Raw genomic sequence first — 25,974 nt, 5'->3', positions numbered from 1 at the left:
AGCGCGACGCCGTTCCCGCGCGGGCACCCCAGCGGCCCGGCAGGCCGCGGGGTCGCCGCCGTGCCGCCGGGGCGACGGCCCGCTCAGTGTTCGTGATGCAGGTACTTGGCCTGGCGCGGCAGCCGCAGGCTGACCAGGAAGGCCACCACCATCATCGCGGTCACGTACCAGTAGAAGGCGGACTCGTGGCCGACCGACTTCAGGCCCAGCGCGACGTATTCGGCCGAGCCGCCGAAGATCGCGTTGGCGATCGCATAGGCCAGGCCCACCCCGAGCGCGCGCACTTCGGGCGGGAACATCTCGGCCTTGACGATGCCGCTGATCGACGTATAGAGGCTGACCACCGCCATCGACAGCGTGATCAGCACGAAGGCGACCGCCGGATTGGTGATGGTATGCAGCGCGGTCAGCACCGGCACCGTGATCAGCGCGCCGAGCGCGCCGAACAGCATCATGTTGGTACGCCGGCCGATGCGGTCCGACAGCGCGCCGAACACGGGCTGCATGCACATGTAGACGAACAGCGCGCCCGTCATCACGTAGCTGGCGGTCTTGATCGGCATGCCGGCGGTGTTCACCAGGTACTTCTGCATGTAGGTGGTGAACGTGTAGAAGATCAGCGAGCCGCCGGCGGTGTAGCCCAGCACGGTGAAGAAGGCCGCCTTGTGGTCGCGCAGCAGCGCGACCACGCTGCCGGCGTCCTTGGTGTTGCGCGTGTCGGCGCTGGACGTTTCATGCAGCGTCCGGCGCAGCAGCAGCGCCACCACCGCGGTGATCGCGCCGATCACGAACGGAATGCGCCAGGCCCAGGTCCTGAGCTCCTGCTCGGTGTACAGCTGCTGCAGCACGACCACCACCAGCACGGCCAGCAGCTGGCCGCCGATCAGCGTCACGTACTGGAACGACGAGAAGAAGCCGCGCCGGCCCTTGAGCGCGACCTCGCTCATGTAGGTGGCGGTGGTGCCGTATTCCCCGCCGACCGACAGGCCTTGCAGCAGGCGCGCCAGCAGCAGAAGCGCGGGCGCCCACATGCCGATGCTGTCGTAGGTCGGCAGGCAGGCGATCATCAGCGAGCCGGTGCACATCATCACCACCGAGATCAGCAGCGAGCTCTTGCGCCCGTGGCGGTCGGCGATGCGGCCGAACACCCAGCCGCCGATCGGCCGCATCAGAAAGCCGGCGGCGAAGACACCCGCGGTATTGAGCAGCTGCACGGTAGGATCGGACTGTGGGAAGAACGAGTGCGCGAAATAGATCGCGCAGAACGCGTAGATATAGAAGTCGAACCATTCGACGAGATTGCCGGACGACGCCGCGACGATCGCGAACACGCGGCGGCGGCTGTCATGGTCCCGGCCGTTGTTCCGGTCATGGTCCGCCTTGCCGGCCGGAATGGTGGTGCTGGTCAGTTCTGTCATGGGAGATCGCTGAGTAGGACGCCGGCGCTCAGGCGTGGACACGCGTGCGCCGGCGTCGGGCGAAGCGCGCGGCGGGGCACCGCCGCTGCAACAGAGGCCGCCCGCGGCCAGGGGGCTGGCGGGCGGGCGGCAGGGCGATATAAGGGTAACCCCTAGGGCGTGATCCTGCACGGCACGGCGGTGCGGCCGTCAGCGGGCGGCGATCCCCGGCCCAGGCATGGCGCGGGATGGCGCGCGATTGTTCGGGATCGCGAACACAGTGTCTCGTGGAGCGTCTGCGCAAGGGCGGGCGCTGGCCCTCTCCCCCGGCCTTGCCCGAGCGCGGGAGAGAGGCCGGGCGAGAGGGTAAAGGGCAGGGGCCCCGCTACACCGCTACGAACCCACCATGACCCGGCTCTGTCCGCCCGACAGCCTGCGCACCTCGATGCGTGTGCCGATGCGCTCGGTCATCTCGTGCACATGCGAGATCACGCCGACCTTGCGGCCCTGGGCCTGCAGGCTGTCGAGCGCGTCCATCGCGACGCGCAGCGTGTCCGCGTCGAGGCTGCCGAAGCCCTCGTCGATGAACAGCGATTCGACCCGCACGCGATGCGAGGACAGCGACGCGAGTCCGAGCGCGAGCGCGAGCGACACCAGGAACGATTCGCCGCCGGACAGCGAATGCACCGAGCGGGCCTCGTCGGCCATGTCCTGGTCGATCACCAGCAGCGCCAGGCTCTGGCGCACGCGTTCGAGCCGGTAGCGGCGCGACAGCGTGGCCAGGTGCCGGTTGGCGTAGCCGAGCAGGATGTCCAGCGTCATCTGCTGGGCATGGTTGCGGAATTTCTTGCCGTCGGCCGAACCGATCAGTTCGTTGAGCACCTGCCAGGTGTGCGCGGTGGCCTGCTGCCGCTCGATGCGCGCGATCAGATCGCTGGCCTGCGCGCGCCGCTCGTCGTCGCGGCGCAGCGTGAAATCGGCCTCGGCCAGCGCCTGCTTGGCGCGCTCGAGTTCGGCGCGGACCGCCGTCAGCGCGGCTTCGACGGTGGTCGCGTCGTCTTCGCCGAGCCGGCGTGCCAGATGGCGTTCGCGTTCGGCGCGGCGCGTCCGCACCACGGCGTGCGCGGCATCGACTTCGCGTTGCAGCCCGTGCAGCGAGGCTTCCTCGCGCGCCAGCCAGTCGGCATCGAGCGCCAGCAGCGCGCGCAGGCCGGCTTCGTCGAGCGGCGCGGTCGCGGCCGGGCCCATGTGTCGGTCGCCGCCGTGGTGGCCGTTGTTTCCGTCGCGTCCGTCGTATCCGGCGTGTCCGTCGTCTCCCTCGCGTCCGGCGTGTCCGTCGTCTCGCTCGCCTCCGACGTTTCCGTCATGTCCTTCTCGCCAGGCCTGCAACCACGCATCGAGCCGCGCCGCGGCTTCGCGCGCCTGCTGCTCCAGCGCCCGGTCTTGGGCCTGCGCCTGTTCGGTACGCGCGGTCTGCCGCGCCAGCTGTTCGCTGGCAGCCTGGCTCCCCCGCTGTGCCGCGTCGACGCGCGCCGTGGCCCCGGCGCTGGCTTGCGCCAGACGGGCCGCGATCGCCTCGACCGTCTGGCCCGCATCGGGCGTGCCGGCAAACAGCGCATCGCGGCGCGTGCGCTGCTCGGACAGGCGCGCATCGGCGAACGCCAATGTTTCGGCGGCTCGGCGATGCGCTTCGACGGCATGCTCGTGCGCCTGCGTGGCGGCGGCCAGTGCGCCATCGAGCTGCACGATGCGCTGGCGCTGCGCGTCGCGTCCGTCGCGGTGCCGTGTCCAGTTGCCGGCATCGGCCTCGCAGCGCGCGCGGAAAGCCGCCGGATCGTCGTGCCACTGCTCGCGCCAGTCGGGGCCAGCGGCGCGCCCTAGCGCACCCTCGTCGAGTTCGCGCAGGACCTGGTCGCGCTGCGCCGCCGTGGCCGCGGCCGACTCGTTCGCCGCGCCATGACGCAGCGCGAGTTCGGCGACCAGGGCCTGCGCGCGTTGCAGCGCGCCGTCCGCCGCCGTCTGCTCGGCCTGGGCGGCGTCCAGCCGCACGCGCGCGGCCTGCAGCTGTTTGTCCAGCGTGCGCAGATGGGTGTCGAGCTCGGCCGCGCTGCGCAGCTGCGCGTCGGCGTCGGCCAATTGCCGCGCGAACCAGTCGGCGCGCTGGTCGGCATCGACAGTCACGGCCTGCGCGGCCTGCGCGGCCCGCACGGCTTCCACGGCTTCCACGGCTTCCACGGCTTCCACGGCTTCCACGGCTTCCACGGCTTCCACGGCTTCCGCGGCTTCCATGGCCCGCGCCGCCTGGGCGGCCAGCGCGTCGGCCTGCCACTCCCGTTCGGCGCGGTCGCGCTGCTGCCGCGCGGCGGCCAGGCGCGTGTCGAGCTGCGCCAGCGCTTCGTCGTGGCTGTGCGCCAGCGCGGCGGCGCTGCGTTCGTCGGCGTCGATCCGGGCCAGCGCCTGCTGGCAGCGGCGGTACTCGTCCTCCAGCGCGCCCAGCGTGGCCTGCAGCGCCGCGCGCAGCGGCGAGTCGTCATGCGCGTACGGGTGTTCGCTGGCGCCGCAGACCGGGCAGGGCTCGCCCGGCTCCAGCGTCTCGCGCAATTGCTCGACGCTCTGCTGGCAGGCCGCGAGCGCGCGTTGCCAGGAGCGTTCCGCCTGCGTGGCGGCCTGCTGCGCGGCGGGCCGCGCGGCGCGGGCCGCATCGATGCCTTGCTGGCACTGCTGCCGTTGCGCCCGCAGCGTGTCGCGCTGCTGGATCAGCTCGGCCATCCGCGCTTCGGCCGCACGCAGTTCGCGCCAGCGCGCCGCGGCCTGCTGCAGCGCGTCGCGATGCCGCTGCAATTCGGCCGCCCGGGCCGCGATGGCATCGCGATCATGCCCGGCCAGCGCCTGCTGCGCCGTCGCATACTGCCGCTGGGCGTCTTGCAGCGACTCGGCGGCGGCAGCGAGCCGCGCCTGTGCCTCGGACTGGTCGCGCCGGGCCTTGCCCAGCCGCTCCGCCAATTGCGCGGCCTCTTGCGTGGCGGCGACGTGCCGGCCGTGCCAATCGTCGGCCTGCGCGAACAGCGCCTGCCAGCGCGGCCATTGCGCGCCGAGCGCCTCGCGGCCGGCATGCCGCGCGAGCCAGTCTTCGGCGGCGGCCAGCGCCGCGCCCGCGGAGTCGCGCTCCGTCCGCAGTCGTGCCTGTTCGCGGCGCGCTTCGTCCAGTGCCTGCTCGGCTTGCCGATGTGCAAGGGCGGCGCGCTCGCGGTCCGGCGTCAGCGTCTTGATCACGGCGTCGAGTTCGCGCGCCTGCGCCAGGCGCGGCGCCATCTCGGCCTCGGCGTGGCGCGCCGCGTCCAAGGCGGCGGCAGTACGCTGCCGTTCGGCCTGCGCGTCCTGCGCCGCGCGCGCGGCAGCCGCCTGCGCCTCGGCGGCGCGCGAGCGCTCCTGGCGCTGCGCCTCGCGTTGCGCGGCGAGCCGGTCGACCTCGGCCACCAGCGGCCGCGCGGCCTGGGCCGCGTGCGCGTCTGCCAGCCGGGCGCGCCGTGGCGCGGCGGCTTCGAGCGCGGAGACGGCGGCCCGATGCTGGCCGAGCGCCTGCTGTTCGAGCCTGGCCAGTTCGGCCGCGTCGGCGTGCCAGCGCAACTGCGCCTCGTGCTGCCGCAGCCGTTCGTCCAGCGCCGTCACCGCGTCCTGCTGCTGGCGCCGTTGCAGCTCGCACTGCGCGCGCGTCTCCGCGTCCAGCGGCTGGTGCTGCGCGGCCTGCTCGCGCAGCTGGCGCAGCGCTTCCTGCTCGGCCTTGTTGCGTTCGAAGGCGCGCCGCGAGATCGCCTCGAAGCGGCCGGTGCCGGTCAGCGCCTGCAGCAGCGCCGCGCGTTCGTCGTCGCCGGCCTTCAGGAAGGCGAAGAACTCGTTCTGCGCCAGCAGCACCGCGCGCGTGAACTGCTCGAAGGTCAGCCCGACGCGCTCGACGATCGCGGCCTGCACCTCGGTCTTCAGCCCGCCGCCGACCGGCTCCTCGCCGGGCAGCCGCGCCAGCGACATCTGCGTCTGCTGTAGCTTGCCACCGGCCTTGCTGCGCGCGCGGCGCACGCTCCAGCGGGCGCGGTAGGCCTGCCCGTCGCCGCCGACGAAGTCGACCTCGGCGTGGCCCTCGGCGGCGCCGCGGCGCAGCAGCGTGCGCGTGTCGTGGGCGCCGATGGTCTCGCCCGCGACGTCGGGCAGCACCGTGGCGCGGCCACCGACGCGGGCGACGCGCGGGGTCTCGTCGTACAGCGCGAGGCACAGCGCATCGAGCAGCGTGCTCTTGCCCGCGCCGGTGGGGCCGCAGATCGCAAACAGGCCGGCCGAGGCCAGCGGCTCGGCGGTGAAGTCGACGGCGAACTCGCCCGACAGCGAGGCCAGGTTGCGGCCGCGGATGGCGAGGATCTTCATGACGCTGCCACCTCGTCCGGGCCGTGCAGCAGCTCGGCCAGCGCCGCCGCCAGCGTGGCGGGCGCCTCGGCGCCATGCCGCTCGCGATACAGCGAGGCGAACACCGCGGCCGGATCGAGCCGGTTCAGGTCGTCGAGCGACAGCATCGGCGCGGGCGCCTCGCCGGCCGCGGCGGCGGCGCTGACCTCGATGCGCGCGAGGCGCACCGGCTTGCCGTCGAGCGCGGCTTCCACCTTGGCGCGCAGCGTGGGCTCGGGGCCGTCCAGCGCGACGCGGACCTGCAGATAGGGCTGCAGCGCGTCGGGCAACGGCGGCAGGTCGAGCGCGCGCAGCGCGTCCAGCGCCTGGTCGATCGGCCGGGGCGTCAGGGGCACGCGCATCAGGTCGACGGGTCTGGGCACCGGGATCGCGCGCCACTCGGCCAGCGTCTCGCCCTCGAGCCGGGCGCTGACGACCTGGTGCGGATAGTGGATCTCGGAGAACGACATCGGCAGCGGGCTGCCGCTGTAGCGGATGTGCTCGTGGCGGCCGACCTTCTGCGGCCGATGCAGATGCCCGAGCGCGACATAGGCGATGGCCGGGTCGAAGATGCCGGCCGGCAGCGCCTCGGCGCCGCCGATCACGATGCGGCGCTCCGAGTCCTCCGAGACCTCGCCGTCGCGCATATGGCAGTGGCCGAGCGCGACGATGGGCTGGCCGGGTTGCCGGCGGGCCAGCGCCAGTTCGAGCGCGCTGCGATAGAGCGCGGCGACGCCGGCCTGGTAGGGGTCGGTGCCGGTGCCGGTCTCGGTATCGATGCCGGTATGGATGCCGGTATCCGCCTTGTCCCGCGCGGCCTCGACCCGCGGCACGTCGCTGGGGCGCAGGAACGGGATGGCCAGGCACCACGCCGCGATCCGGCCGTCCGCATCGCGCACCGGCACCACCAGCCGCTCCATGTCGATCGTGCCGTCGGGCAGGCGATGGACCTGGCCGACGCAGGCCGCGCCGAACCAGTCGAGGAAGGGCGCCGGGGCCTCCAGCCGCGCCGGCGAGTCGTGGTTGCCGGCGATCATCACGATCGCCAGATGGGGGCGCCGGCGCCTTGCCTCGGTCAGGAAGCGATACAGCTGGCGCTGCGCCGCGGCCGAGGGGTTGGCGGTGTCGAAGATGTCGCCGGCGACCAGCAGCAGGTCGGTAGCCTCGGCGTCCAGCGTATCGAGCAGCCAGTCGAGGAAGTGCTGATGTTCGTGGGTACGGTCGTAGTGATGCAGGGTCTGGCCGAGATGCCAGTCCGAGGTGTGCAGCAGTCGCATGCTGGGGGGAGGGCCTTTCAACGTTGGCCGAGACGATAGCAGAGATCGGTGGGGGCCGGCTCGGCCGCTCGTTGGCTCGGGCTCGGGCTCGGCTCAGGCTCGGCTCAGGCTCAGGCTCAGGCTCAGGCTCAGGCTCAGGCTCAGGCTCAGGCTCAGGCTCTGTTCGGCTCGGCTCGGCTCGGCTCGGCTCGGCTCGGCTCGGCTCGGCTCGGCTCGGCTCGGCGCGGGCTCGGCGCGGGCTCGGCGCGGGCTCGGCGCGGGCTCGGGCCGGGCTCGGCCGCGATGCGGCGGCCTCCTGCACGATCGGGCGAATCGGGCTACACTTCGGCCCGCGCTCTTCGGAGCGCACCGCTTCAGAACAGCGGCGGGGTGGCAGAGTGGCATGCCACGGCCTGCAAAGCCGTGTACGACGGTTCGATTCCGTTCCCCCCGCCTCCAGATTTCCGCACCGTGCCGACGCGATCGGCGCGAGCCCGCAAGCCGCCGAGCCGGTCGGCTGGTCAGCCGGCCCCTTCTCATCGTGCCTCGTCGCAGCGCGCGATTTCCACCGTCACATGCGCCAGTTCCTCGTGCACGCCGAGCGCGGTACGCACGCGCGCCGGCGTCAGCGTCGGGTCGTGCGTGACCAGCGCGACGATGCAGGCGAACTTGTCCTTGCCGACCCGCCAGACATGCAGGTCGGTCACGCGGGTGCCGTCGCGGCCCTGGTCGAAACCGGCCAGCACCTCGCGCACCTCGTCGACCACCGGGTGGTCCATCTCGCGATCGAGCAGCACCGCCGAGGTCTGCCGGATCAACCCGAGCGCCCAGTGGCCGACCAGCACGGCGCCGACGATGCCCATCACCGGATCGAGCCAGTTCCAGCCGAGCCACCAGCCGCCCGCCAGCGCGAGCAGTGCCAGCACCGAGGTGGCGGCGTCGGCCAGCACATGCAGATAGGCGGAGCGCAGGTTCAGGTCGTGGCCGTGCGCGTGGCCATGGTCATGGGCGTGCCCGTCGTGGTGGTGGCCGTGATGACCGTGATGGCCGTGGTGATCGTCGTGGCGATGGTGATGATCGTGGTCGTGCCCGTGGTGATGATGGTGGTGCGCGCCGCCCAGCAGCCAGGCGCTCGCCAGATTGACCAGCAGGCCCAGGCAGGTGACCGCCATCGCTTCCGGATAGCGGATCGCCGCCGGCGCGAACAGCCGCTCGATCGAGGCGAAGCCCATCAGCGCGGCCACGCCCATCAGGAAGACCGCGCTGGCGAAGCCGGCGAGCACCTCGATCTTCCAGGTGCCGAAGGCGAAGCGGCGGTCGTTGGCGAAGCGGCGGGCGGCCGCATACGCGAACACCGACAGGCCGATCGCCAGCGCGTGCGAACTCATGTGCCAGCCGTCGGCCAGCAGCGCCATCGAGCCGAACCACCAGCCGGCGGCGATCTCCGCCACCATCGCCGCGGCCGTCAGCAGCAGCACCAGGCGCGTACCGCGTTCGCCGGCGGCGTTGCCGCGGTCGAAGACATGCGAGTGGGTCCAGGGGGGAGAGATCGTGGGTATGCATGGCTTGGCCTCTTTTCGATGGGCGCAAGGGTAGCAGCATGCGCGTGCGGGCAGGCGCAAATCCCTGCTGGCGGTGCGCCGACTCACGGTTGGGACCCGCAGTCGCGATTCGCCGGCGGGAATCGCAGTTGGGACCCGCGATCGGGACTCGCAATCGGGGCTCGCCATCGGGGCTCGCCATCGGGGCTCGCCATCGGGGCTCGCAATCGGGACCCGCAATCGGGACCCGCAATCGGATCTCGCAATCGGGTCTCGCAATCGGGACCGACGGTCGGGCCTCGGAGTCAGCCCCGCAGTATTCGGCCTCAAGTTTTCCAGGTGGCCGATCGTTTTACCCCCCAGACGCGAAATGGATTTATCGCCGCTTAACATACATTCATGAATGCATGTATCATCGCGATCACGATTTTGCGTAATTTCGCTCTTTGCTTGCTAAAAGTACGATGACTTATCGATTCATTGCCGGTTGCATGGCGGCGTGGCTCGGCTTGTGCGCCACCGCCGGTTGGCTGATCGAACGGCTCTGGGCCTAGCCTCCGGCCCGTTCGCGCGGCCCGATGCGAGTGGCGTTTCCTGCCTGGCACGGACTGTGCCAGTGCCTTCGCCGGCAACTTTCAACTCCTCTCCCCTCGACCATGACACAACAAGAACAACGGACGGCGCGTTCGCTGCGCCGCGCGGCCGCTCTTTGCTGCGCCGCCGCAGCGCTGATCGCCGCCGCACCCGCCCAGGCTGACCCCGCCGTCCATGTGGCCTACGGCCGCGATCCTGGCCACGGCCTGAACAAGTACGAGGTCGGCCTGAACTGGGATTCGGGCTTCGCCTACGGCAATCCGCAGGGCTGGCTGGCCAAGCTGCAGTGGGAAGTCGAGCTGGCGCGCTGGAACGCGCGCAGCGGCAACAACCGCCGCGACGTGACCGAAATCGGCTTCTCGCCGATCCTGCGCGTCGAGAAGCACGGCTGGAGCGTGGTGCCGTTCGCCGAGCTGTCGGTGGGCCTGCGCCTGATGAGCGCCACCTCGACCTCGGACTCGCACGACTACAGCACGGCCTTCCAGTTCTCGGACATGGTCGGCGTGGGCGTGGCCTTCGGCCCGCAGAAGCGTGCCGAGGCGGGTTTCCGCTTCCAGCACATCTCGAACGCCAGCATCAAGCGGCCGAACCCGGGTACCAACTTCTATACCGGTTACGTGCGTTACCGCTTCTGAGGGCGGCGCTGAGCCCGCTTCAGCGCCCACCCCCGGGCCCCCGGGTCCCGCTCGCCGTGTCCCGGGGGGGGGGCGCTACTTCGGGCGACTACCTCCGGGGCCATTAACCCCCGGGGTCACTCCCCCGGGCCCGCTTCGGAGCCAACCCGGGGGGGCTCACCGGGCGCCGGCGAGTGCGTGGCTAGCCGCCGCGCACGCCGTCGAAGAAATCCCACAGCGCCGGCGCATCGCTGGTCGCGATATTGAAGCGGATCCACGGCGAATCGGTCTCGTCCGGCGCGAAATAGCTGCCGGGCGCCAGCCACACGCCGTGCGACAGCGCGCGTGTCGCCAGTTGCCCGCCGGACAGCCCGTGCGCGGCCGCCGCCGCGCCGTCGGGCGCCCCGCGTACCCGCGCCCAGGCGAACATGCCGCCTTCCGGGCGCAGCAGCACTTCGAGGCCGTGCGCCTCCATCTTCTCGGTGACGCGGTCCTGCTGCGCGCGCAGCCGCGCGGCCAGCGCGTCGACGTGGCGCGCGTAGTGGCCGCCGGTCAGCACCGCATAGACCAGCCGCTCGGTGACCTCCGAGGAAGTGAGCCCCACCGCCATCTTGGTGCGGGCAAAGGCCTTGGCCAGTTCCGGGCTGGCCGCCAGATAACCGACCCGCAGCGACGGCGTGATGGTCTTCGAAAAGCCGTTGACGTAGACCACGTGCGACAGCCCGTCCATCGCCGCGAGCATCGGCGCGCCGGCTGGCGCCAGCTCCCGGTAGATATCGTCCTCGACCACCAGCAGCCGGTGCTGCTCGGCCAGCTGCAGCACGCGATGCGCGTTCATGCTGGTCAGCGTGCCGCCGGTCGGGTTCTGCAGCACCGTATTGACGAACAGCGCGCGCGGCCCATGCCGGCGGATGGCCGCGTCGAGCGCATCCGTATCCAGCCCCGCCGCGCCACGCGGCACGCCCACCACCTTCAGCCCCGCCAGCCGCAGGATCTGCAGCAGATTGCAGTAGCACGGGTCCTCGACCAGCACCGTATCGCCGGCGCGCAGCAGCGTGCGCACCACCAGGTCCAGCGCCTGGGTCGCGCCCTGCGTCAGCACCACCTGCTGCGCCTGCATCGGCATGCCGTACTGCGCCAGCCGCGTGGCGATGTGCTCGCGCAGCGCGGCGAAGCCGTAGGGATGGCCGTAGCCCGACACCTGCCCGGCCGGCACGCGGGCCGCGGCGCGGATGGCATGGTGCAGCCCCTCCTCGTTGAGCCAGTCGCCGGGCAGCCAGCCGGCGCCGGCCTTGATCGGCACCGAGTGGTCGGCGAACACGTCCGACAGCAGCCACGCGGCGTTCAGGGCAGGGGTTTCCCAGCGCGGGCTCGGCGCCTGCTCGGTGCTGGGCTGGCGATGGGCGACCGTATAGCCTGAGCCCGCGCGCGCCGCAAGGTAACCGAGCGCCGTCAGCCGGCCGTAGGCCTCGGCCACCGTGAAGGTGCTGATGCCATGCTGGGCGGCGAAGCGCCGCACCGACGGCACGGAGATGCCGGGGCGCAGCGCGCGCCGGTCGACCAGCGCCGCGATGCCGGCGACGATCTGTTCGGTCAGCGTGTCGCCGCCACGGCGGCTGCGGGTCAATTCGAGCTGGATCATGCGACCGCATTGTGCGGGGGATGCCTGTACAGTTCAAGCACGGCCAAGGACGAGGCCGGGCTGCCCGGGGCAGGCCGCGATGCCGCATGTTGCCGGCCGATGCCGGCGCATCGCGATGATGGCGCGTCGCCGGGGCTGCGATCGACCTGTACGGTTATGGCCAGAAAAACAGTACGGTAAGGCGAGCATTTCGCAACCGTATATTTTTAGGTGGCGCCGGGCTCGCTACAGTGGCCGGATCGCTATCCCGCGCCATCGGCCGCTGCTGCCCGGTGGCGCGACACCCCGAACCGACCGGACCAGGCTCCGGACCAAGCCCGGACCAGATCCCCGACCAAGCCCGACCAGGCCAGGACGAACCCAAGGAGGAAGTAATGGACGCCGCCAAGACCGTGATTCCCGATCTCGATGCGCTGTGGATGCCGTTCACCGCGAACCGCCAGTACAAGGCGGCGCCGCGGCTGCTGGCTTCGGCCAGCGGCATGTATTACACGACCCACGACGGCCGCAAGATCCTCGACGGCTGCGCCGGCCTGTGGTGCGTGGCGGCCGGGCACTGCCGCAAGGAGATCGCCGACGCGATCGCGCACCAGGTGCAGACGCTGGACTATGCGCCGCCGTTCCAGATGGGGCATCCGCTGTCGTTCGAGGCGGCCAGCAAGGTGGCGGCAATCATGCCGTCGGGCCTGGACCGCATCTTCTTTACCAACTCGGGTTCCGAATCGGTCGATACCGCGCTGAAGATCGCGCTGGCCTACCACCGCGCCCGTGGCGAGGGGCAGCGCACCCGCTTCATCGGCCGCGAGCGCGGCTATCACGGCGTGGGCTTCGGCGGCATGGCGGTCGGCGGCATCGGCCCGAACCGCAAGGCGTTCTCGGCCAATCTGATGCCGGGCACCGACCACCTGCCGGCCACGCTCAATATCGCCGAGGCGGCCTTCTCCAAGGGCCAGCCGACCTGGGGCGCGCATCTGGCCGACGATCTCGAGCGGATCATCGCGCTGCACGATCCGTCCAACGTCGCCGCCGTCATCGTGGAGCCGCTGGCGGGCTCGGCCGGCGTGCTGGTGCCACCGGTCGGCTACCTGGAGCGGCTGCGCGAGATCACCAGCAAGCATGGCATCCTGCTGATCTTCGACGAGGTGATCACCGCCTTCGGCCGGCTTGGCGCGGCCACCGCGGCCGAGCGCTTCAACGTCACGCCGGACCTGATCACGATGGCCAAGGCGATCAACAACGCGGCCGTGCCGATGGGCGCGGTGGCGGTCCGGCGCGAGGTCCACGACACGGTGATCGACGCCGCGGCCGCCGGCGCGATCGAGCTGCCGCACGGCTACACCTATTCGGGCCACCCGCTGGCGGCTGCCGCGGCGATCGCCACGCTGGACCTGTATCGCAGCGAGGACCTGTTCGGACGCGCGGCGAAGCTGGCGCCGCTGTTCGAGGAGGCCGCGCACGGCGTGCGTGGCGCCCCGCACGTCAAGGACATCCGCAACCTGGGCCTGGTGGCCGGCATCGAGCTCGAGCCGCGGCCGGGACAGCCGGGCGCGCGCGGCTACGAGGTCTTCCTCAAGTGCCTGGAGCGCGGGGTGCTGGTGCGGTACACCGGCGACATCCTGGCCTTCTCGCCGCCGCTGATCGTCACCGAGGCGCAGATCGCCGAGCTGTTCGACACGGTGCGGCAGGTGCTGAAGGACGTGCAGTAAGGCCACGCCGGCGCGGACGCCCCGCGCCGATCCCTCTCCTCTCCCCGCTGCGGGAGAGGGGAGCGAAAACACCCACCCCACCTCCTGCCCCCTTCTTCTGCTCCGAACCCCGAAGCCCGCCTCCATAAGTGACGGTTTGGCCAGAGCGGTTCGATAAACTAGGCGCTTTTTTTGCCCCGGCCGGCCCACCTTGCCGACGCGCGGGCGGCCCTGCGCGTTCACCCAGACGGTGGCGCCCGCGGGCATTGGCGACCGGTCATCCACGGGCCGGCCAAACTCGATCCTGGCGGCACCGCCCGGCCGACCCCGGGCGGATGCCGCCAATGCAGGAGATCCCTTCATGAGCTTGTTCCGCACCAAGGACATCGAAACGATGCTGGCCGCGAGCCGCGACGATGGCTTGAAAAAGGTGCTCGGCCCGGTCGACCTGGTGATGATGGGCATCGGCGCCATCATCGGCACCGGCATCTTCGTGCTGACCGGTACCGGCGCGCTGACCGCCGGCCCGGCGCTGACGCTGTCCTTCGTGATCGCGGCGCTCGCCTGCGGTTTCGCCGCGCTGTGCTACGCCGAATTCGCGACCGCGATCCCGGTGTCCGGCTCGATCTACACCTACAGCTACGCCACGCTGGGCGAGATCGTCGCCTGGATGATCGGCTGGGACCTGCTGCTTGAATACGGGCTGGCGACCTCGGCGGTGTCGGTCGGCTGGTCGGGCTACTTCCAGTCGCTGCTGTCGGGCTTCGGCGTGCAGCTGCCGGCGGCGCTGACCGCCGCGCCCGGCGCGGTGCCCGGCGTGCAGACGGTGCTGAACCTGCCGGCGGTGCTGATCATGCTGGCGATCACCTGGGTGGTGTCGTATGGCGTGCGGGAGTCGGCGCGGGTCAACAACATCATGGTGGCGATCAAGGTCGCGGTGGTGCTGCTGTTCATCGCGGTCGGCGTCTGGCACGTCAAGCCGGTCAACTGGCAGCCCTATGCGCCGTTCGGCTTCTCCGGCATCGTCAATGCGGCGGCGCTGGTATTCTTCGCCTTTATCGGCTTCGATGCGGTGACCTCGGCGGCCGAGGAGGTGCGCAATCCCCGCCGCGACCTGCCGATCGGCATCATCGGGTCACTGGCCGTCTGCACGCTGCTGTATGTCGCGGTGGCGGCGATCATGACCGGCATCGTGCCGTTCCCCAAGTTCGAGGGCATCGACCATCCGGTCTCGCTGGCGCTGCAGTACGCCGGCGAGAACTGGGTGGCCGGCTTCGTCGACCTCGGGGCGATCCTCGGCATGACGACGGTGATCCTGGTGATGACCTACGGCCAGACCCGCATCCTGTTCGCGATGTCGCGCGACGGGCTGCTGCCTGCCAGGCTGTCGCGGGTGCATCCGGTGCACGCGACGCCGTTCCAGGCGACGTGGGCGGTCGGCATCGTGTTCTCCTCGATCGCCGGCCTGGTGCCGCTGAACGTGCTGGCGGAGCTGATCAATATCGGCACGCTGTCGGCGTTCGCGCTGATCTCGATCGCGGTGCTGGTGCTGCGCAGGACGCGGCCGGACCTGCCGCGCACCTTCCGCTGCCCGGGCGTGCCGGTGGTGCCGCTGTTGTCGGTCGGCTTCTGCCTGTTCCTGATGGCGCATCTGCAGCCGTTCACTTGGGTCGCCTTCCTGCTGTGGCTGGCGCTGGGGCTGCTGATCTATTTCGGCTATGCGCGGCGCAACGCCGTGCTGCATCGCTAGGGCGCGCCAGGGCCTCGTCGGCCGGGCGTCGTCAGGGGCTCGTCAGGGCGTCGTCGGTCCGGCCTCGTCAGGGCCTCGACAAGGCGTCGCGGGTCCAGCCTCGTCACCGCCTCGTCGGTAGGGCCTCCGCCGCCCAGCGCCCCAACTGTCAGAAAAAACGCCGGAACAGTACCTGGGAAACTGTTCGGAACTGTCCCTGTGATGGCCGCGCCGGCCGTCCATAATGAAATCGTGCATCGAAGCACGCCGTGGCGCGGCCGTCCGTGCGGTCGCCCACATTGGCAAGAGGTCCGGCGCAGCGGGCAATAACCGCCGCGAAATACCGAAAGGCTTCAGGACCATCGGCGCCCACCATGCCCGCCTGGACAACACCCGGTCCCGCCGTTGCGGGACCGGCAGGCGGCGGGTCGGACGAGCCGGCTCCGCTCGATGCCCATCGACAGGAGCAGCACCATGCAGGAACTCAGGGATTACGAACTGGACCAGGCCGGCACGCCGGTCAGCTGGCGCGCGCGGCCGGGACAGCGCATCGTCGCGCGCGACGGCAACATCTGGTTGACGGTGGAAGGGCAGCGCGGCGATATCTGGCTGGCGCCGGGCCAATCGTTCGACCTGCCCGAGGGCGCCTGGGTCTGGATCTCGGCCGACGCGCCGGGGGCGCGCTTCACGGTGGCCCAGCAGTCGGCGCCGCTGTCGTGGCGGGGGCTGCTGGCCCTGCTGCGCCCGCGGCCGCGGCCCGAGCCGATCCGGCTGCCTGAGCCGTCCGCCGGCTGGTGGCCGGCGCGGCATCTGTCGCGCTAGCGGGAATGGGTCGAAGCGATTGAAGCGTTCGAAGCGTTCGAAGCCCTTGAAGCGCTCGAAGCCCTCGCAGCGCTCGAAGCCCTCGCAGCGTTTGGAACGTTTGAACGTTTGGAGCGGTTGGGCCGGAAAGATGGAGCGCGGCCCGGCGGCGCTCAGCGCGCCGGCGTCGCGGTCGACAGCGTGGCGGCGACCGCCTGCCACAACGGCTCCAGCCGCTGCCGCTCGTTGTCGGCGGCCTGCGGCGCCAACGACGGCGTGCGGCACAGCAGCACCGCGGTCTGGCCGGCCTCCGGCAGCGGCACCCACCAGACGCGGCCGTACTGCAGGCGGCCGCCGTCGCTGGCGATGGAAAAGCTGGCCCAGTTGGCGCGGTGGTTCGCCAGCCGTACGGTGCCCTGGGCGATCACCTTGGCGGTGGCGCCGGTCAGCGCCTTCAGTTCCTCGGTCGCGCGCGCGGCGGCCACAGCGCCCGAGCCTTCCTTCCCGCCTTCCTTTCCACCTTCCTTCCCGCCTTCCTTCGCCCCGTCCTTCGGCAGCGGGCGCGCCAGCAGATCGATGGTCGACAGGCCGTTGCCGCCCTGGCTGGTGAAGGCAAAGATGGCGTTGTCCGGCAGCAGCTTCTCCCGGGCCGAATCGCGCTCCCAGGACAGCGGCATGCGCAGCATCAGGTCGATCGTGCCGGCCTGCCGGACGCCCCCTGGTGGTGTAGGTCCTGGCCATCGGCGAGGCCAGTTCGGCGGCGGGTTTGTCCTCGTAGACCGCGGCCAGCAGCAGCTGCAGCGAGGCCTTCTCCATGTCGCCCTGGGCGCTTTCGCGCACGCGCTGCAGATAGGCCTGCATCGCGGGCTCGGAGGCCAGCGCCGACTGCATCGCCTCGCGGTCCATCTCCAGCACCTTGGTGGCCAGCCGGGCACGGTCGGTGGCGGGCAGCGGAATGTCCTGGAACAGCCGGGTCACCGTCGCCAGCGCATCGGGATACTGGCGGTCGAACGCGTTGCGCACCTGCTGGATGTCGTTGCGCAGCGACGGGTATTTGGCCGCGGCGCGCTCGAGCGTGGCGTTCTGGTTGGTCAGGTAGCCGTACAGGCTGGTCAGACCCGAGATGGCCGCGGGCGTGTAGTCCCACGCGATGGCGCTGGCGGGCAGGCCGATCAGACCTGCGAGCAGCGCAAGGCGCGGCAGCCACGGCACGCAATGCCGCATAGGAATCCCCTTCAGTAGGTCGACACGGCCGGCTGTGCGTGTCCTTTGTTGTGCCGACCGGAGGTCCGAGTCCCGGCGGATGTTCTCGATTGTAGCCGAAGGCAGGGGGCGTCACGTGCCGTTTGCTGCCCGCTGGTCATGCCCGGCGGGATGGGCCTACAATCGACTGGCCCACCGGCGGCACCGCCGGCGCGGGCAACCCCAGACAATATGGCCAGCAATGGCCGCACAACGCGATGGCCGGGGCTTCGGCGGCGCAGTCTGTCCGCCGCTCCCGGCCTCACCGGGTGGAGACCATGACCGATCTGTCCGACCTGCGCAAGGCAGGCGCCGAAGCCGAAGCCGCCACCGTGGCGCCGGCACCCGCGCCCGCCGGCGCGCCGACCCACAAGGTCCGTTTCGTGACGGCCGCATCCTTGTTCGACGGCCACGATGCTTCGATCAACATCATGCGCCGCATCCTGCAGGCGCAGGGCTGCGAGGTGATCCACCTCGGCCACAACCGCTCCGTCGAGGAGGTCGTCGCGGCCGCGCTGCAGGAGGACGTGCAGGGCATCGCCGTCTCGAGCTACCAGGGCGGCCACGTCGAATACTTCAAGTACATGGTCGACCTGCTGCGCGAGCGCGGCGGCGCCCATATCCAGGTGTTCGGAGGCGGCGGTGGCGTGATCGTGCCGGCGGAGATCCGCGAGCTGCAGGACTACGGCGTCGCGCGCATCTACAGCCCCGAGGACGGCCAGCGCCTGGGCCTGGCCGGCATGATCGCCGACATGGTGCGGCGCTGCGACTTCGACCTCTCGCGCCACGCGCCCGCGACGCTGGACACGCTGCGGGCGGGCGATCGCCGCGCGCTGGCGCAATGGATCACCGTGCTGGAGAACGGCAAGGCCGATCCGGCCCTGGCCGCCGCGCTGCATGCGGATGCCGCCGGCATCGCGACCCCGGTGCTCGGCGTGACCGGCACCGGCGGCGCCGGCAAATCGTCGCTGACCGACGAGCTGATCCGCCGCTTCCGGCTCGACCAGCAGGACAGCCTGCGCATCGCCGTGATCTCGATCGACCCGTCGCGCCGGCGTACCGGCGGCGCGCTGCTGGGGGACCGGATCCGCATGAACGCGATCCACCATCCGCGGATCTACATGCGCTCGCTGGCCACGCGCGATGCCGCCAGCGAGGTGTCGCGCGCCCTGCCGGACGCGCTGGCGGCCTGCAAGGTCGCCGGCTTCGACCTGATCGTCGTCGAGACCTCGGGCATCGGCCAGGGCGACGCGGCGATCGTGCCCCATGTCGACCTGTCGCTGTACGTGATGACGCCCGAGTTCGGCGCCGCCAGCTAGCTCGAGAAGATCGACATGCTGGACTTCGCCGACTTCGTCGCGATCAACAAGTTCGACCGCAAGGGCGCGCAGGACGCGTGGCGCGACGTCGCCAAGCAGATGCAGCGCAACCGCGAGCAATGGCACGCGCGTGCCGAGGACATGCCGGTCTACGGTACCCAGGCCTCGCGCTTCAACGACGACGGCGTGACGATGCTGTACCTGGGCCTGCGCGAGGCGCTGGCCCAGCGCGGCCTGGTACTGCGCGACGGCACGCTGCCGCGGCTGGCGGGACGGCAGAGCACCGGCCGCAACGCGATCGTGCCGCCGGCGCGCAGCCGCTATCTGGCCGAGCTGGCCGACACCGTGCGCGCCTATCACAAGCGCGTGGCCGCGCAGAGCGCCATCGCGCGCGAGCGGCAGCAGTTGCGCGAGGCACGGCGGATGCTGACGGAGGCCTCAGCTGCTGCAGGCGCCGATGCGCAGCAGGCCCCGCAGGCCTTGCAGGCATTGGAGACGCTCGAAGCCGCGCGCGACGGCGCGCTGGGCGAGACCGAGCGCGCGCTGCTGGCCGGCTGGCCCGCGCTGCGCGAGGCCTACAGCGGCGACGAGCACGTGGTGACGATCCGCGGCAAGGACCTGCGCACCGGGCTCGTCACCACCACGCTGTCGGGCACGCGGCTGCGCAAGGTCGTGCTGCCGCGCTTTACCGACGAGGGCGAGCTGCTGCGCTGGCTGATGCGCGAGAACCTGCCGGGCTATTTCCCCTACACCGCGGGCGTGTTCCCCTTCAAGCGCGAGAACGAGGACCCGACCCGGATGTTCGCCGGCGAGGGCGATGCCTTCCGCACCAACCGCCGCTTCAAGCTGGTCTCCGAGGGCATGCCGGCCAAGCGGCTGTCGACGGCCTTCGACTCGGTCACGCTGTACGGCGAGGACCCGGACCTGCGACCCGACATCTACGGCAAGGTCGGCAATTCGGGCGTCTCGATCGCGACGCTCGACGACATGAAGGTGCTGTACGACGGCTTCGACCTGATCGATCCGCAGACCTCGGTGTCGATGACGATCAACGGCCCGGCGCCGGCGATCCTGGCGATGTTCATGAACACCGCGATCGACCAGCAGCTCGACCGCTTCCGCCGCGAGCAGGGCCGCGAGCCCGATGCCGGCGAGGCCGCGAAGATCCGCGCGATGGTGCTGCAGAACGTGCGCGGCACCGTGCAGGCGGACATCCTGAAGGAGGACCAGGGGCAGAACACCTGCATCTTCTCGACCGAGTTCTCGCTGAAGGTGATGGGCGACATCCAGCAGTACTTCGTCGATCATCAGGTGCGCAACTTCTACTCGGTGTCGATCTCCGGCTATCACATCGCCGAGGCCGGCGCGAATCCGATCTCGCAGCTGGCCTTCACGCTGGCCAACGGCTTCACCTATGTCGAGGCCTATCTGGCGCGCGGCATGCATATCGACGACTTCGCGCCCAATCTGTCGTTCTTCTTCTCGAACGGCATGGACCCCCGAGTACAGCGTGCTGGGCCGCGTCGCGCGCCGCATCTGGGCCGTCACGCTGCGCGACAAGTACGGGGCGAACGAGCGCAGCCAGAAGCTGAAGTACCACATCCAGACCTCCGGCCGCTCGCTGCACGCGCAGGAGATCGACTTCAACGACATCCGCACCACGCTGCAGGCGCTGATCGCGATCTACGACAACTGCAATTCGCTGCACACCAACGCCTACGACGAGGCCATCACCACGCCGACCGCGGAGTCGGTGCGGCGCGCGCTGGCGATCCAGCTGATCATCAATCGCGAATGGGGCGTCGCCAAGTGCGAGAACCCGAACCAGGGCAGCTTCCTGATCGAGGAACTGACCGACCTGGTGGAGGAGGCGGTGCTGCAGGAGTTCGAGCGGATCGCCGAGCGCGGCGGCGTGCTCGGCGCGATGGAGACCGGCTACCAGCGCGCGAAGATCCAGGAAGAGTCGATGCTCTACGAGCAGCGCAAGCACGATGGCTCGCTGCCGATCATCGGCGTCAATACCTTCCGCAATCCCGACGGCGATCCGACCCCGGCCACGCTCGAGCTGGCGCGCTCCAGCGAGGACGAGAAGCAGAGCCAGCTGCGGCGGCTGCAAGGCGTTCCACGCCCGCCATGCCGACGCGGCGCCGGCGATGCTGGCGCGGCTGCGCCAGGCCGTGATCGACGACGAGAACGTGTTCGCGGTGCTGATGGACGCGGTGCGGGTTTGCTCGCTGGGGCAGATCACGCATGCGCTGTTCGAGGTCGGCGGCCAGTATCGGCGGAACATGTAGCGTCAGCCGAACGGATCCGGGCCGATCCGGAAGCGCCGGGCCATCGTGCCCGGCGCGCCCGTTTTCCGCGCCCGTCCCGTGCGAGCCGAAAAATTGGCACGACCGTGCGTTAAACTCGCAAGGGCGCTGCATTGCCGCCTGGCTGTCGATCCATCGCTGCGGATCCAGCGGCCCGCAGCGCGATGCCGGCGCAGTCGCGCATTCCCGAACCGGAGCTCACGGTGTACGACCCGAACAATATCTTTGCCCGAATCCTGCGAGGCGAGCTGCCTTGCCACAAGGTCTACGAAGACGCCGACACGCTGGCCTTCATGGACATCATGCCGCAGTCGGACGGCCACGTGCTGGTGCTGCCCAAGGAGGCCGCCGCCGAGCTGTTCGACCTGTCCGAAGCCGCCGCGCAGGCCGCGATCCGCACCACCCAGCGCATCGCCCGCGCGGTGCGCGACGCGTTCGGCCCGGACGGCCTGTCGATTGGCCAGTTCAACGGCGCCGCCGCGGGCCAGACCGTACCGCACGTGCACTTCCATATCGTGCCGCGCTACGCCGACCGCCCGCTGCGCGGCCACGCCAGCGAGCCGCAGGACCCGGCGGTGCTGCAGCAGCACGCGGCGCGCATCGTCGCGGCGCTGGGCTGACGCCCGTCCGCATTCACGCGATCCGCATTCACGCGATCCGCATCCATACCCATTCCATTTCCATTCCATCCGCAAGCAGGGAGACAGCATGACAATCCACACCGTCGGCATCATCGGCGCAGGCACCATGGGCAACGGCATCGCGCAGGCGTGCGCGGTGGTCGGGCTCGATGTCGTGATGGTCGATATCAGCCAGGGCGCGGTCGACAAGGGCATCGCCACGATCGCCGGCAGCCTGGACCGCCTGATCAAGAAGGACAAGATCACCGAGGCCGACAAGAACGCGGCGCTTGCGCGCGTGCGCGGCTCGACCGCCTACGAGGACCTGAAGGCCGCGCAGATCGTGATCGAGGCCGCCACCGAGAACTACGAACTCAAGCTCAAGATCCTGAAGCAGATCGATGCGCTGGTCGGCGACGACACCATCGTCGCTTCCAATACCTCGTCGATCTCGATCACCAAGCTGGCCGCGGCGATCAACCGTCCCGAGCGCTTCATCGGCATGCACTTCTTCAACCCGGTGCCGATGATGGCGCTGGTCGAGCTGATCCGCGGCCTGCAGACCAGCGACGCCACGCACGCGGCGGTCGAGCAGCTGTCGAAGCAGCTCGGCAAGTATCCGATCACGGTGAAGAACAGCCCGGGCTTCGTCGTCAACCGCATCCTCTGCCCGATGATCAACGAGGCGTTCTGCGTGCTCGGCGAGGGCCTGGCCTCGCCGGAGGAAATCGACGAAGGCATGAAGCTGGGCTGCAATCACCCGATCGGCCCGCTGGCGCTGGCGGACATGATCGGACTCGACACCATGCTGGCCGTGATGGAGGTGCTGTACGCCGAGTTCGCCGATCCGAAGTATCGGCCCGCCATGCTGATGCGCGAGATGGTGGCCGCCGGCTACCTCGGCCGCAAGACGGGCAGGGGCGTCTACGTCTACAGTGCGGCGAAATAGCGGTCGGCTTCCGGCATGAAGGACACCGCGCCGTGCGGCCGAACCCGTAACGGAATGCGTAACGGAATGCGTAACGGAACGCGTAACGGAATACATAAGCGGCGAGTGTTTTAGGAAAGCTGGATTTGCTTTTGGTTCATATGATCGAGCGATTGAATTTTGGAGTCGCACGATCATGGTCATGGAGTTCACGGCCGTCCAGTTGCGCGAGCAGCTGGACGGCGACCGCAACAAGTTGCTGGCCGAACTGCTCGGCGGACATCAGGGTGTCTTCCGCATCAAGGGCGGCGGCACGTTCAAGCTCGAGTACGTCACCGAGGGCCAGCTGACCCAACTTGCGGTCCGCCGGCAGCATGACCGAGGCGCGTGCTGGCTGCAGAAGGCAAGATGCCGCGCCGTGGACCTGTGGGGCGGCAGCGGCCAACGCAAGCTGCAGCAGGCGTTTCGCCATATCGGCGGCATCGCGGATCAGATCGCCAGGGATCTGAAGCATGAGAGCGGTGCGGTGTTTCACCGGCTCTGCCCGGACGGATCGGTCGCCGCGATGCTGGAGAGTCTCGGCATCGCCAGTCCGGCCCCGGAGATACTCGCCTGGAGCGCCAAGCGCGCGCCCTACAGCCCGATTGCGCTGCGCCAGTTGGACCCGCATCGCACCAGGCTGGATGGCGACAGGCTGGTGCTGAGCTTCCGGCACCACGACGACACGATTCAGCTGGTCTTCACCGCGCAGCGCGGCGAACAAGGTGCGCGGGCCCTCGCGCGGCTGCACGCGCTCGCGACCGGGGCCGGCCACCATGCCGAGCGTTTCGGCCGCTATGCCGACCTGCGCCAGCTGATGGCGCAGTTCGTTCGCGCCAGCGTCGAGGAGGAGGCGCCGGCCGAACTCGCCCGCATCGCCAGGGCGCGCCTGCTTCGCGAGACGCCGACCGCGTTTCATCTGAAGTGCGTCGATCAACGAAGTCATCAACGCGGCGATCAACACGTCGATCAACGCGGCTATCTGTACGCCCCGATCTATCGCTCCGATACGGCGATTGCCAACCAGTCCGCGGCGGCCATCGATCTGGCGGTACGGCGCGTGTTGCCCGAGCTGTCCGCATGCGCCGCCCTGAGGGTCGACGGCATCCTGCATGACGATGCCAGTTGGCCCGCCAATGCGCGACAGATCGTCGAGAAGTATGCGGACATCGCGATCGAGCAGGCCCATGCGGCCGCCCGCACGCAGCTCGCCGGCCATTCGCCGAAGGCGTTCCGCCGGCGGGTGGAACGGCAGGCCGGGGCCACCCCGGAGGAATGCGCGTCGTTGAAAGCCCGCGGCAAGCGCTGGGGCAACCTCGGCGCCATGCCCGTGCCGGGGCAAGTACCGAAATACGCGGCTTCGGTAGGGAGCCCGGAAGGCTGTCCCCCCGGCATGGTCACGATGTATTTCCAGCAGAAGGTCTCGTTGATGAAGAAGCTGTGGCTGAATCTGACCCACCCGCGCGCACGGGTGCATGCCGCCGACTCCAACGCCAGGCAGGTCCTTCATGCCGGCGAGACGCGATACCTTCGGCAAGCCGCCTCGGGCGACCTGGTCAAGCGCCATGCCGTGATGTTGCGGGCCAACCCGGAGGCCTTGCGCTTCTGTATCGGCGCCAATGTCCGGATCGCCAAGTCGAACCTGGCGGATGTCGCCGCGACGAAGACCTATCTGGGTCTGTCACAGCTGTATGAGCAACTTCATGCGACCGTCTACGACAACCACATGCACACCGCGGTGGTGCCGGCCGTGCGGCAGGCCGTCGATGACGCGGTCCGTGCGATGCGCCGCGAACGCCGTGAGACGCTGGCCGGCCAGCTCGCGCGTGACCCCATGCTGCAACCGGTCGCCGCGATGCTCGGTAAAGACCGGCACGCGGAATTCGTCGCCGCGGCGGTGGCGGAGCGCATGGCGTTCCTCGAAGCACGGGACGCAGCAGACGTATTGGGCCGCGCGACCGCCCATGCGCGTGCCGCAGAAGCCAGTCTGGCCGCCATCGCACCGCCGGCGTTGCCCACGCTGGCGATGACCCGCGCCCGGGACCAGGCGGTGGCAGCCGCCGAAGCGGCGCAGCACGCAAGCCGCCGAGCCGGGGAGACGCTCCTGCAGGCCAGGCAGGCCTTGTGCCTCGCTGTGGGCCGCGTCGACGGGGGCGCCGTCGTGGTGTTGCTGGATGCCCTGGAAGACAAGGAGAGACCGGCATCCACGAGTCCAACCGTCGCTTTGGCTGACGCGTTGCAGCCGCTGATCGCGGAAGTCGATGCGGAGCACGAGCGTCTGGGCGCCGACGAGGCTGCCCTGCGCCAGCGCCTCGATACGATGCGGATCGGCAAGGCGACCCTGGGCGAGTTCAACGCGTGGACCCGGGCCGAGGTCGAACATTTCTCGGCGGGCGGCCATCATCCCGGGCATCGCGTTGCAGGTCAGGCGGCAAACCGGGAGCCAGGGGCCGTGCAACCGGCCGCACAGCCCGCCGCACAGCCCGCCGCACAGCCTGCCGCACGACCCGACGCGCAGCCCGCCGCGCAACCGGACGCGCAACCGGACGCGCGAGCCGACACGCAACCCAACGCGCAACCCGGCGCGCAACCCGGTGCGCAACCCGGTGCGCAACCCGGTGCGCAACCCGGTGCGCAACCAGACTCGCAACCCGCGGCCCAAGCCCCCGATGTTCCGCAGGACGGGCCGACGGATGCTGTCGCGCCGCCGATGGCCGGCCCGACTGCCGATCGGCCCGCCCGTGCCGATATCCGCGCGGCGAGCCAGGCGGACATCGTCGCCGACATGCCGGCGCTGCAGCGCCCCGTCTCGGCCGGCGCAGCAGGCGAGCCCGATACCGCATCGCGCCATGGTGCGCGGCTGGCCCGTTCCGAGACGCCCGAGCAGGTCGCCTATTGGATGTATCTGGCAGCGCTGGGCGGCGAGTCCATCGAGCCGGACCCATCGTGGCTTGAGGACGGCATCGAGGCGCTCAATGTGATGGTGCTCGATACGAACGGCCGTCCCCAGTCGCTTGGCACGCTCGGTCCGGCATCGATCGACGAAGGCGCCGATGGCGGTCCTCCCGCCGAACTCCTGCATGACGGAAATCGAAACGGCATATCCATGACCGTCGAGCGCCTTGTCTAACCTGAATGCAGTCTGGCCGCGACGAAGCGCATGACGCGGCGGCGCATGCGGCTTCGGCCGCCTGGCGTCCCGCCGTAACGCCGCCGCTTTCCCGCTGCCGTCGCCAACGTCGTTCGATGTGTTCCTTCGGGAGGTCCCATGACGATTCAGCAGCAGCAACCCGCCTATTCATCCGTCGACGCCTTCGTGCGGGCGATGGGCACCCGGGACGGCGCGGAGCAGATCTATGCCGCGGCCGGGCAGTTCGCCGTGAAAGGGAAACGCTATCGGCTGACCTATGGCGAGTCGGGGCCGGTGGTGGCGAGGATCGGCCACGGCGCGTCGATTCGAGAACTGTTCCAGCACCGTCTTGCAGAGGGATGCCTGTCCTCCCATGCCGAGCGGATGACCCGGGCGCTGAGCGGCAATCCGGAAGCGCTGCGGCAGTGCCTGCACCAGGAGTTGGCCAAATGGCGGACCACCGGACCGACCGAGGGGCGCGCGCTGGCGGCCGAGCGGATACTGGCCTGTCATCAGCGGCACGGCACGGAGCTGGATCTGCGCGACCTCCGGCTGTCCAGCCTGCCGCCCGCGATCGGCATGTTGGCGCAACTGCGGACGCTGCGCCTCGGCGGCAATCGCTTCGACGCCGTGCCGCCGATGATTTCGCGATTGACGCAGCTGCGGGTGCTTGGGCTCGAGCGCAATCTGC

At 70.2% G+C, this 25,974-nt stretch carries 12 protein-coding genes, 1 tRNA gene and 2 pseudogenes; 9 read left to right on the top strand and 6 right to left on the bottom strand.

Features of this window, described 5'->3' with window-relative positions; genetic code table 11:
• Window positions 1-83 precede the first annotated feature (83 nt).
• The 3 genes from OJJOAM_RS07680 to OJJOAM_RS07670 form a co-directional block, all read right to left on the bottom strand.
• The gene (locus tag OJJOAM_RS07680) at window positions 84-1,418 is read right to left on the bottom strand and encodes an MFS family transporter (protein ID WP_422649404.1); all 1,335 of its coding nucleotides are present in this window, start codon (window positions 1,416-1,418) and stop codon (window positions 84-86) included.
• 372 nt (window positions 1,419-1,790) lie between these two features.
• The gene (locus OJJOAM_RS07675; protein WP_422649403.1) at window positions 1,791-5,813 is read right to left on the bottom strand and encodes an AAA family ATPase; all 4,023 of its coding nucleotides are present in this window, start codon (window positions 5,811-5,813) and stop codon (window positions 1,791-1,793) included.
• A complete protein-coding gene (locus OJJOAM_RS07670; RefSeq protein ID WP_422649402.1) occupies window positions 5,810-7,108 on the bottom strand; it encodes an exonuclease SbcCD subunit D C-terminal domain-containing protein in 1,299 nt (432 codons plus the stop codon). The genes OJJOAM_RS07675 and OJJOAM_RS07670 overlap by 4 nt, the downstream gene beginning before the upstream one ends.
• Window positions 7,109-7,471: 363 nt before the next feature.
• Between OJJOAM_RS07670 and OJJOAM_RS07665 the strand changes: the two genes are divergently transcribed.
• Window positions 7,472-7,546, top strand: a tRNA-Cys gene (locus OJJOAM_RS07665).
• A gap of 77 nt (window positions 7,547-7,623) precedes the next feature.
• Here the strand turns inward: OJJOAM_RS07665 and dmeF are convergent.
• Window positions 7,624-8,650, bottom strand: a pseudogene (gene dmeF, locus OJJOAM_RS07660) (CDF family Co(II)/Ni(II) efflux transporter DmeF).
• 634 nt (window positions 8,651-9,284) lie between these two features.
• Between dmeF and OJJOAM_RS07655 the strand changes: the two are divergent.
• Window positions 9,285-9,857, top strand: a complete 573-nt coding sequence (locus OJJOAM_RS07655; RefSeq protein ID WP_422649401.1) for an acyloxyacyl hydrolase — start codon at window positions 9,285-9,287, stop codon at window positions 9,855-9,857.
• Window positions 9,858-10,038: 181 nt separating this feature from the next.
• Here OJJOAM_RS07655 and OJJOAM_RS07650 read toward each other — a convergent pair whose 3' ends face one another.
• The gene (locus tag OJJOAM_RS07650; protein ID WP_422649400.1) at window positions 10,039-11,478 is read right to left on the bottom strand and encodes a PLP-dependent aminotransferase family protein; all 1,440 of its coding nucleotides are present in this window, start codon (window positions 11,476-11,478) and stop codon (window positions 10,039-10,041) included.
• Window positions 11,479-11,852: 374 nt separating this feature from the next.
• Between OJJOAM_RS07650 and OJJOAM_RS07645 the strand changes: the two genes are divergently transcribed.
• The 3 genes from OJJOAM_RS07645 (at window position 11,853) to OJJOAM_RS07635 (ending at window position 15,714) form a co-directional block, all read left to right on the top strand.
• Window positions 11,853-13,184 (top strand): aspartate aminotransferase family protein, encoded by a 1,332-nt coding sequence (locus OJJOAM_RS07645; RefSeq protein WP_422649399.1) that lies wholly within the window; start codon window positions 11,853-11,855, stop codon window positions 13,182-13,184.
• 340 nt (window positions 13,185-13,524) lie between these two features.
• Window positions 13,525-14,913 carry an amino acid permease gene (locus OJJOAM_RS07640; protein WP_422649398.1) on the top strand — a complete coding sequence of 463 codons (1,389 nt, stop codon included), beginning with the start codon at window positions 13,525-13,527 and terminating at the stop codon, window positions 14,911-14,913.
• A gap of 453 nt (window positions 14,914-15,366) precedes the next feature.
• Complete coding sequence (locus OJJOAM_RS07635) at window positions 15,367-15,714, top strand: DUF2917 domain-containing protein (protein ID WP_422649397.1); 348 nt, start codon at window positions 15,367-15,369, stop codon at window positions 15,712-15,714.
• Between the two features lie 152 nt (window positions 15,715-15,866).
• Here OJJOAM_RS07635 and OJJOAM_RS07630 read toward each other — a convergent pair whose 3' ends face one another.
• On the bottom strand, window positions 15,867-16,379 hold the full coding sequence (locus OJJOAM_RS07630) for a hypothetical protein (RefSeq protein ID WP_422649396.1): 513 nt from the start codon (window positions 16,377-16,379) through the stop codon (window positions 15,867-15,869).
• A gap of 834 nt (window positions 16,380-17,213) precedes the next feature.
• On the opposite strand from OJJOAM_RS07630, the pseudogene icmF reads away from it, so the two are divergent.
• From icmF to OJJOAM_RS07610, 4 genes and pseudogenes are all read left to right on the top strand, one after another.
• Window positions 17,214-20,548, top strand: a pseudogene (icmF, locus tag OJJOAM_RS07625) (fused isobutyryl-CoA mutase/GTPase IcmF).
• Between the two features lie 182 nt (window positions 20,549-20,730).
• On the top strand, window positions 20,731-21,186 hold the full coding sequence (locus OJJOAM_RS07620) for an HIT family protein (RefSeq protein WP_422649395.1): 456 nt from the start codon (window positions 20,731-20,733) through the stop codon (window positions 21,184-21,186).
• An 88-nt stretch (window positions 21,187-21,274) separates the two neighbouring features.
• On the top strand, window positions 21,275-22,135 hold the full coding sequence (locus OJJOAM_RS07615; protein WP_422649394.1) for a 3-hydroxybutyryl-CoA dehydrogenase: 861 nt from the start codon (window positions 21,275-21,277) through the stop codon (window positions 22,133-22,135).
• 175 nt (window positions 22,136-22,310) lie between these two features.
• Window positions 22,311-25,283, top strand: coding sequence for a hypothetical protein (locus OJJOAM_RS07610; RefSeq protein ID WP_422649393.1), 2,973 nt, complete (start codon window positions 22,311-22,313; stop codon window positions 25,281-25,283).
• Window positions 25,284-25,974: the final 691 nt, after the last annotated feature.

The sequence above is a fragment of the Cupriavidus sp. H18C1 genome (assembly GCF_049311595.1).
Classification (GTDB): Bacteria; Pseudomonadota; Gammaproteobacteria; order Burkholderiales; family Burkholderiaceae; genus Cupriavidus; species Cupriavidus cauae.
Note: the sequence above shows the minus strand (reverse complement) of the source record. Positions and strands in the feature narration are given on the sequence as shown.

Excerpts from the sequence above, each read along its gene's own strand:
- OJJOAM_RS07680 (WP_422649404.1), bottom strand. The coding sequence starts at position 1,418 with ATGACAGAACTGACCAGCACCACCATTCCGGCCGGCAAGGCGGACCAT.
- OJJOAM_RS07675 (WP_422649403.1), bottom strand. The coding sequence starts at position 5,813 with ATGAAGATCCTCGCCATCCGCGGCCGCAACCTGGCCTCGCTGTCGGGC.
- OJJOAM_RS07670 (WP_422649402.1), bottom strand. The coding sequence starts at position 7,108 with ATGCGACTGCTGCACACCTCGGACTGGCATCTCGGCCAGACCCTGCAT.
- OJJOAM_RS07655 (WP_422649401.1), top strand. The coding sequence starts at position 9,285 with ATGACACAACAAGAACAACGGACGGCGCGTTCGCTGCGCCGCGCGGCC.
- OJJOAM_RS07650 (WP_422649400.1), bottom strand. The coding sequence starts at position 11,478 with ATGATCCAGCTCGAATTGACCCGCAGCCGCCGTGGCGGCGACACGCTG.
- OJJOAM_RS07645 (WP_422649399.1), top strand. The coding sequence starts at position 11,853 with ATGGACGCCGCCAAGACCGTGATTCCCGATCTCGATGCGCTGTGGATG.
- OJJOAM_RS07640 (WP_422649398.1), top strand. The coding sequence starts at position 13,525 with ATGAGCTTGTTCCGCACCAAGGACATCGAAACGATGCTGGCCGCGAGC.
- OJJOAM_RS07635 (WP_422649397.1), top strand. The coding sequence starts at position 15,367 with ATGCAGGAACTCAGGGATTACGAACTGGACCAGGCCGGCACGCCGGTC.
- OJJOAM_RS07630 (WP_422649396.1), bottom strand. The coding sequence starts at position 16,379 with ATGCTGCGCATGCCGCTGTCCTGGGAGCGCGATTCGGCCCGGGAGAAG.
- OJJOAM_RS07620 (WP_422649395.1), top strand. The coding sequence starts at position 20,731 with ATGCCGGCGCAGTCGCGCATTCCCGAACCGGAGCTCACGGTGTACGAC.
- OJJOAM_RS07615 (WP_422649394.1), top strand. The coding sequence starts at position 21,275 with ATGACAATCCACACCGTCGGCATCATCGGCGCAGGCACCATGGGCAAC.
- OJJOAM_RS07610 (WP_422649393.1), top strand. The coding sequence starts at position 22,311 with ATGGTCATGGAGTTCACGGCCGTCCAGTTGCGCGAGCAGCTGGACGGC.